This window comes from Sediminibacillus albus, from assembly GCF_900101125.1.
GTDB lineage: Bacteria > Bacillota > Bacilli > Bacillales > Amphibacillaceae > Sediminibacillus > Sediminibacillus albus.
In genome coordinates, this window is sequence record NZ_FNFL01000008.1 from 167,697 (window position 1) to 174,308 (window position 6,612).

The 6,612-nt window shown below is 42.0% G+C and carries 5 protein-coding genes; all 5 read left to right on the plus strand.

What is annotated here, in order from left to right; all coding sequences use genetic code 11:
- Nucleotides 1-606: 606 nt before the first annotated feature.
- The 5 genes from BLR93_RS16840 to recN all read left to right on the plus strand — a co-directional run bounded on the left by BLR93_RS16840 (nt 607) and on the right by recN (nt 6,456).
- A complete protein-coding gene (locus BLR93_RS16840) occupies nt 607-1,182 on the plus strand; it encodes a hypothetical protein (protein ID WP_093217147.1) in 576 nt (191 codons plus the stop codon).
- 166 nt (nt 1,183-1,348) lie between these two features.
- The gene (gene dxs, locus BLR93_RS16845) at nt 1,349-3,241 is read left to right on the plus strand and encodes a 1-deoxy-D-xylulose-5-phosphate synthase (protein WP_093217150.1); all 1,893 of its coding nucleotides are present in this window, start codon (nt 1,349-1,351) and stop codon (nt 3,239-3,241) included.
- Nucleotides 3,238-4,071 carry a TlyA family RNA methyltransferase gene (locus BLR93_RS16850; RefSeq protein ID WP_093217152.1) on the plus strand — a complete coding sequence of 278 codons (834 nt, stop codon included), beginning with the start codon at nt 3,238-3,240 and terminating at the stop codon, nt 4,069-4,071. The genes dxs and BLR93_RS16850 overlap by 4 nt, the downstream gene beginning before the upstream one ends.
- Nucleotides 4,072-4,182: 111 nt before the next feature.
- Nucleotides 4,183-4,632, plus strand: coding sequence for a transcriptional regulator AhrC/ArgR (gene ahrC, locus BLR93_RS16855; RefSeq protein WP_093217155.1), 450 nt, complete (start codon nt 4,183-4,185; stop codon nt 4,630-4,632).
- Between the two features lie 90 nt (nt 4,633-4,722).
- The gene (gene recN / locus BLR93_RS16860; protein WP_093217157.1) at nt 4,723-6,456 is read left to right on the plus strand and encodes a DNA repair protein RecN; all 1,734 of its coding nucleotides are present in this window, start codon (nt 4,723-4,725) and stop codon (nt 6,454-6,456) included.
- The last annotated feature ends 156 nt before the right edge of the window (nt 6,457-6,612 follow it).

Below are 6,612 nucleotides of genomic sequence, written 5' to 3' on the forward strand. Positions count from 1 at the left end.
TCCTCCGTTCCTGAAGGCGGGCCTAAAAATCCGCCAAAGGGCACATCGATGAAGTTCCTTGTGCTGGCTTGAGGCGCCCAGCCTTGGGTCAGTGCTGGGAGTTAAGGTTGCAGGGCGATCCACAAAGGCATGTGGGCGAGGACCCTGCTTCCGCGGAGGCCCATCTCTGTAGCGGAGGCTAAGCCTAGTAGCCGCTATGGAATGGGGTATGAACCTGCGCAATAGGGAAAGGGAATCTCTATTCGCAGCGTAGCCTGCCTTGAGTGGCCCTGAGGGGATAATGGTATAAGCGGAAGGAAAGTGGCCACTTTCTTTCCCGCTTTTGCTCCATTTGAAATCAGTGCTGCAAAAGAGGCTAGGGAACGGCCAAAGACTGCCGAGGAAATCTCCTAGACTGTTCCAATGGACATTTAAAAGGGATTATAGTGCGGACTAAGTGGTAATCCAGTCTAGCTATTGGCAACAAAGCTAAGGTGGATTTAAAGGGGAACCGCCAGAATGGCAACATTCGGTATCCATCTGGGAAAACCTACTGGACCTAAGCCGCAGTTTTTACCTTTTAAATGACCATTCCTGACTACATATATGTTGATTATGGGGTAAATAATGAAAATACAACTACAGAAATCATTAAAATTCAGTTTAAGTATTGCCGTTATCACATTTGTGCTAGCGGCTATTTTTTCAGTCATATCCTCCTCGGTGTTAAGCGGTGTTGCTTGGATTCTGGGGTTATTGATTGTATTGGTTATTGTCCTTATCGGCATTTTTTTCGATATGCTCGGAATAGCTGCTACAGCTGCTGATGAAGTGCCGTTCAACGCAATGGCAGCAGAAAAGGTAAGCGGTTCCAAGCAAGCGCTGATAATTGTCCGTAATGCAGACAGGTTTGCCAGCTTTTGTAACGACGTGATTGGAGATATTTCCGGAATAGTCAGTGGAACAGCATCGGCAATAGTTGTTATCCAGGTAGCCAATGGTTTTGGATATTCAGAAGGCTCCACCTTTCAAATTGTCATTTCAGTGATTCTTACCAGCCTTGTCGCTGCATTGACAGTAGGGGGGAAGGCAATCGGTAAATACTTTGCCATCCATGCTTCCACCAATATCATCTTTTTTGTTGGAAAAGTAATTGCTTTTATCGAAACCAAGTTTAAAATACAATTGATTAATAAAAGTTAGTTGGTATAATTAGGGTTGGTTTCGATTCGTGTAAATCATTATTGATACGTAAAAAAATGATATTTGTTATACTATAAAGAAATGAATATTTACTTCCGTCTCATACATCCAGCATGAACCGGATTATTTGTGAAAGAAAACTATCGTGTAGGGGAGGACTCCCGTTATGGATCTTACAGAAATAAAAGATCCTTCGTTTTTAAAAACAATGTCGAACGAAGAATTAGAACAATTAGCAGCAGATATACGCCAGTTTTTAATTGAAAAATTATCGGTCACAGGTGGACATCTTGGTGCCAACTTAGGAGTTGTAGAGCTGACATTAGCACTCCATAAATATTTTGACAGCCCCAAAGATAAATTTATTTTTGATGTTGGCCATCAATCGTATATTCATAAAATTTTGACAGGAAGATCCCAGCAATTCGATACTTTAAGACAGTATAAAGGCTTGTGCGGCTTCCCTAAGATGCGGGAAAGCGAGCACGATGTATGGGAAACGGGTCATAGTTCTACTTCTTTGTCTGCCGCAATGGGTATGACAATTGCCCGGGATTTAAAGAAGGAAAACAGCCATATAGTGCCAATTATAGGGGATGGGGCACTAACCGGCGGAATGGCGCTGGAAGCTTTGAACCATATAGGGCATGAGAAAAAAGATATAATCGTAATTTTAAATGATAATGAGATGTCCATAGCCAATAATGTCGGCGCTTTACACAATGCGTTAGGGAGAATGAGAAGCGCAGGCAAGTACCATCGTGTGAAAGATGAATTGGAATGGTTAATGAAGAAAATTCCTGCTGTTGGCGGCCGGATTGCGCAAACCGCCGAAAGGGTTAAAGACAGCATGAAATATTTCATGGTACCTGGTATGTTGTTTGAAGAATTTGGGTTTACCTACTATGGCCCGGTCGACGGCCATGACTTCTCAGCCTTGCAAGAAAATATGCAGTATGCCAAGAAAACAAAAGGACCGGTTTTAATCCATGTGATTACGCAGAAAGGCAAAGGATACCAGCCCGCTGAAACAGATTTGAAGGACAGGTGGCATGGTGTCGGTCCGTATAAAATTGATTCTGGGGAAAAAATTAAACCTGTAGATACTCCGCCAGCATGGAGTGAGGTTGTCAGCGGAACGTTACAGCAAAAGGCTAGAACGGATGAACGGGTTACAGTCATTACACCTGCAATGATTTTGGGTTCAAAATTGGAGAAGTTTCAAAAGGAATTTCCCGATCGTCTGTTTGATGTGGGAATAGCAGAGCAGCATGCAACGACGATGTCGGCAGGATTGGCCACCCAGGGGATGAAGCCTTTCTTGGCAATTTACTCAACATTTTTACAAAGAGCCTATGATCAATTGGTACACGATGTTTGCAGACAGAACCTAAACGTAATATTTGGTATTGATCGAGCGGGCTTGGTGGGTGCAGACGGCGAAACGCATCAGGGAGTCTTCGATATCGCATTTTTACGAAGCATCCCAAATATGGTAGTGATGATGCCTAAGGATGAGAATGAATGCCAACACATGGTCCATACTTCAGTTGAATATGATGACGGCCCGATTGCCCTGCGTTATCCACGCGGGAATGGTTTAGGTGTGCCAATGGATGAAACATTAACTAAGATTGATATTGGAAGCTGGGAAACCCTCAGAGAGGGGAACGATGCAGCAATTCTTACATTTGGGACAACCTTGCCTATGGCGATGGACGCAAGCAATGAGCTGCAGGCAAAGGGCTATTCTGTCCAAGTTGTCAACGCAAGATTCATTAAACCTTTAGATGAACAAATGCTTCATGGGTTGATGTCTAAAAACATCCCTATTCTTACAATAGAAGAAGCTGTTTTAAAAGGCGGCTTCGGAAGTTCTATTTTGGAATTTGCTGAAGAAAATAATTATACCAACCAACCTATCAGGCGGATGGGAATTCCGGACAGCTATATAGAACACGGCAAAGTGGAAGAGCTGATGGAAGAAATCGGACTTACCAAAGAAAAAACTGTTCAAAACATACAGCAAATGCTGCCAAGTAAACAGCAAAGGGCATGATCGAAGTGAGTAAAAAGACAAGGCTTGATACTTTGTTAGTGGATAGGGAATTGATCGAAACAAGAGAAAAAGCGAAAAGATCGATCATGGCTGGATTGGTTTATTCGGGCCAGGCGCGATTGGATAAGCCAGGCATGAAGGTGGACGATGACATTCCATTGACAGTCAAAGGCAAGCTTTTTCCTTACGTAGGAAGAGGCGGGCTAAAACTGGAAAAAGCGATCAAACATTTTTCTATCGATATGTCGGGCAAAACCGTGGTCGACATCGGATCATCTACCGGAGGGTTTACGGATTGCGCTTTGCAGAATGGCGCAACCATGAGTTATGCCATAGATGTAGGCTATAACCAGCTTGACTGGAAACTCCGCAATGATGCCCGGGTAGAGGTTATGGAGAGAACGAATTTCCGTTATGTAACGGTTGATATGTTTAACAGGGGTTTACCTGATTTCGCATCCATTGATGTTTCCTTCATTTCGTTGAAATTAATACTTCCAGTATTAGCTACGATTATCAAAGCCGGCGGACAAGTAGTTGCACTTATTAAACCACAATTTGAAGCCGGCAGGGAACAAGTTGGCAGAAAAGGGATAGTAAGAGATGCTGCTGTCCATCAGCAGGTGCTCCATGATGTACTTTCTTTTGCATTGATGCAGGGCTTTACTTTCAAGGGATTAACCTTTTCTCCGATTACCGGCGGTGACGGAAATATTGAATTTCTTGCTTACCTCCAATGGAATGGCGAGAAAGAAGGAATAAGCGTGGATGATGTCGAAATTGACCTTGTAGTCGAAGAAGCTCATCAAACACATCATAAGCGTGCATAAGGGCTACACTATCTGTAGCCCTTTTCCTTTGTAGTTCTCTCTTGGAAGAGTATACATATAGGAACCACCAACAGACAGAGGCAAGATGTAAAAAAGGAATGGAGGGTTAGGATGACGAAGGGTCAACGACATATTAAGATTAGAGAATTAATAACCGAAAATGACATAGAAACGCAGGATGATTTAGTCGAACACCTGCGGAACCTGGGATATAATGTGACGCAAGCGACTGTATCGAGGGATATTAAGGAACTGCATCTTGTTAAAGTTCCGACCGTCGAGGGAAGATACAAATACAGTCTTCCTGCAGATCAGCGATTTAATCCTTTGGAAAAGTTAAGGCGCTTAATAATGGATGCTTTTGTAAGAATAGATACAGCTGGTTATTTTATTGTATTAAAGACGCTTCCAGGCAATGCACAGGCTCTTGGAGCTTTAATTGATAATCTTGATTGGACGGAAATAATGGGGACGATCTGCGGCGATGATACATGCTTGATTATTTGCCGCACAGAGAAAGACACTATAAAAATCAAGAACAAATTGTTGGAAATGTTGTAAAGCAGATATTTAGAAAATAACCAATAATGGGTATCCTGCTTGATATTAATTGAAGCGGGCATCATCCATTAAAAATGAGGTGGCTTATACTTGTTAACTGAATTGTCTATCAAGGATTTTGCTATTATTAATGAAATATCGATAACATTCAATGAAGGATTGACTGTCTTGACGGGTGAAACAGGCGCCGGAAAATCCATTATCATCGATGCGGTCCAACTATTAGCCGGAGGAAGAGGCTCTGTTGAATTTGTTAGGTATGGCACTAAAAAAGCTGATATCGAAGGCTTGTTTATCATTGAGGATTCTAAACATCCTGTATATGCCAAGGGCAAGGATTTTGGCATTGAAATTAACGAGGATGGCATGGTTGTCTTGCATCGTACGATTACTTCCAATGGAAAGAGCATTTGCAGGGTCAATGGCAAGCTTGTAACTTTAGCTATACTTAGGGAATTTGGCAAGACGTTGATCGATATTCATAGCCAGCATGAAACCCAATCATTGATGGAAGTTGACCGCCATATTGAATTGTTGGATTTATATATGAGAAATGAACTGGAGCAAGTGAAAGCAGACTATTTACGTTTATTTGATAAGTATCAAAGTTTAAGAAAAAGATTCCGTGAATTAAGCGAAAATGAACAGGAAATGGCTCAAAGGCTTGATTTGCTGGAATTTCAATTACGAGAGATTCAAGAGGCGGAATTGTCGCCCATGGAAGACGAAGAATTATCGGAAGAACGTAATAAGCTGAATAATTATGAAAAGATTTATCAAGGTCTTCATGATGCGTACAATGCATTATATGGCGAACAAAAAGGTCTTGATTGGCTTTCACTTGCCTTAAACGGCCTGGAAAGTGCCAGTGAATATGAGGAGCAAGCGGCAGCCAAGAAAGAAGAGTTTTCCAATCATTATTATGTTTTAGAGGAATTTACCTTTGAATTACGCAACACCTTAGATGCCATGGAGTATGATCCGGAACGTTTAAATATCATCGAAGGCAGACTAAACGAAATTAACCGCTTGAAGAAGAAATACGGCCAGTCCGTTACCGATATCCTGGAATATGCTGCCGAGATTGAAGAAGAAATTGATCAAATTAACAACAGAGAGTCCCATTTGTCTAAACTCCAGTCCCAAATTTCCGAGCAGGGCCAGGACGCTTTGTTGGAAGCAAGCCATATCCATGATATTAGGAAACAAGCAGCAGAAACACTTGCGTCAGCGATACACCAGGAATTAAAAGATCTTTATTTGGAAAAAGCATCCTTCGGTGTTGATATTAGTACTAGAAAAGGTACAGAAGGGGATCCGGTATATAAAGGTGCTCCGGTTAACTTGCAGCCAAATGGTTTTGATATCGTCAAATTTCTAATTACAACCAATCCTGGAGAGCCTTTGAAAGAAATTAATAAAGTTGCCTCCGGTGGTGAATTATCGCGTATTATGCTGGCTTTGAAAAAGATATTTTCCAAGCACCAGGGCGTTACCAGTGTGATTTTTGATGAAGTGGATACCGGGGTAAGTGGTAGAGTAGCACAAGCAATCGCTGAAAAAATTTATGGTATTTCTAGTGGATCTCAAGTTCTTTGTATTTCCCATTTGCCGCAAGTAGCATCAATGGCTGATACTCATTTACTCATTGAAAAACATGTAAGCAACGAAAGAACGAGCACTTCTGTAGTTGAACTGGATAGCCCAGCCTCCGTAGAAGAAATCAGCAGAATGATTACTGGTGCAGAGTTAACCGAAACAACGAAAGAACATGCGAAGGAATTGATTAAACTTGCTGAAAAGTTTAAAACAGAACATGCATAGCTATAATGTCCCTTGCCGTCGGCAGGGGATTTTTTTTGGATGGAATCTCTTCCTCTAAATTCGATAAGTCAACATCGTCGCTGCGCTCTGTGTTTCCTTTATCTCAATCGGGGAAGTCCAGTTCTTACGGCACTGAGCAAGGTGCTTCCGCTTTTG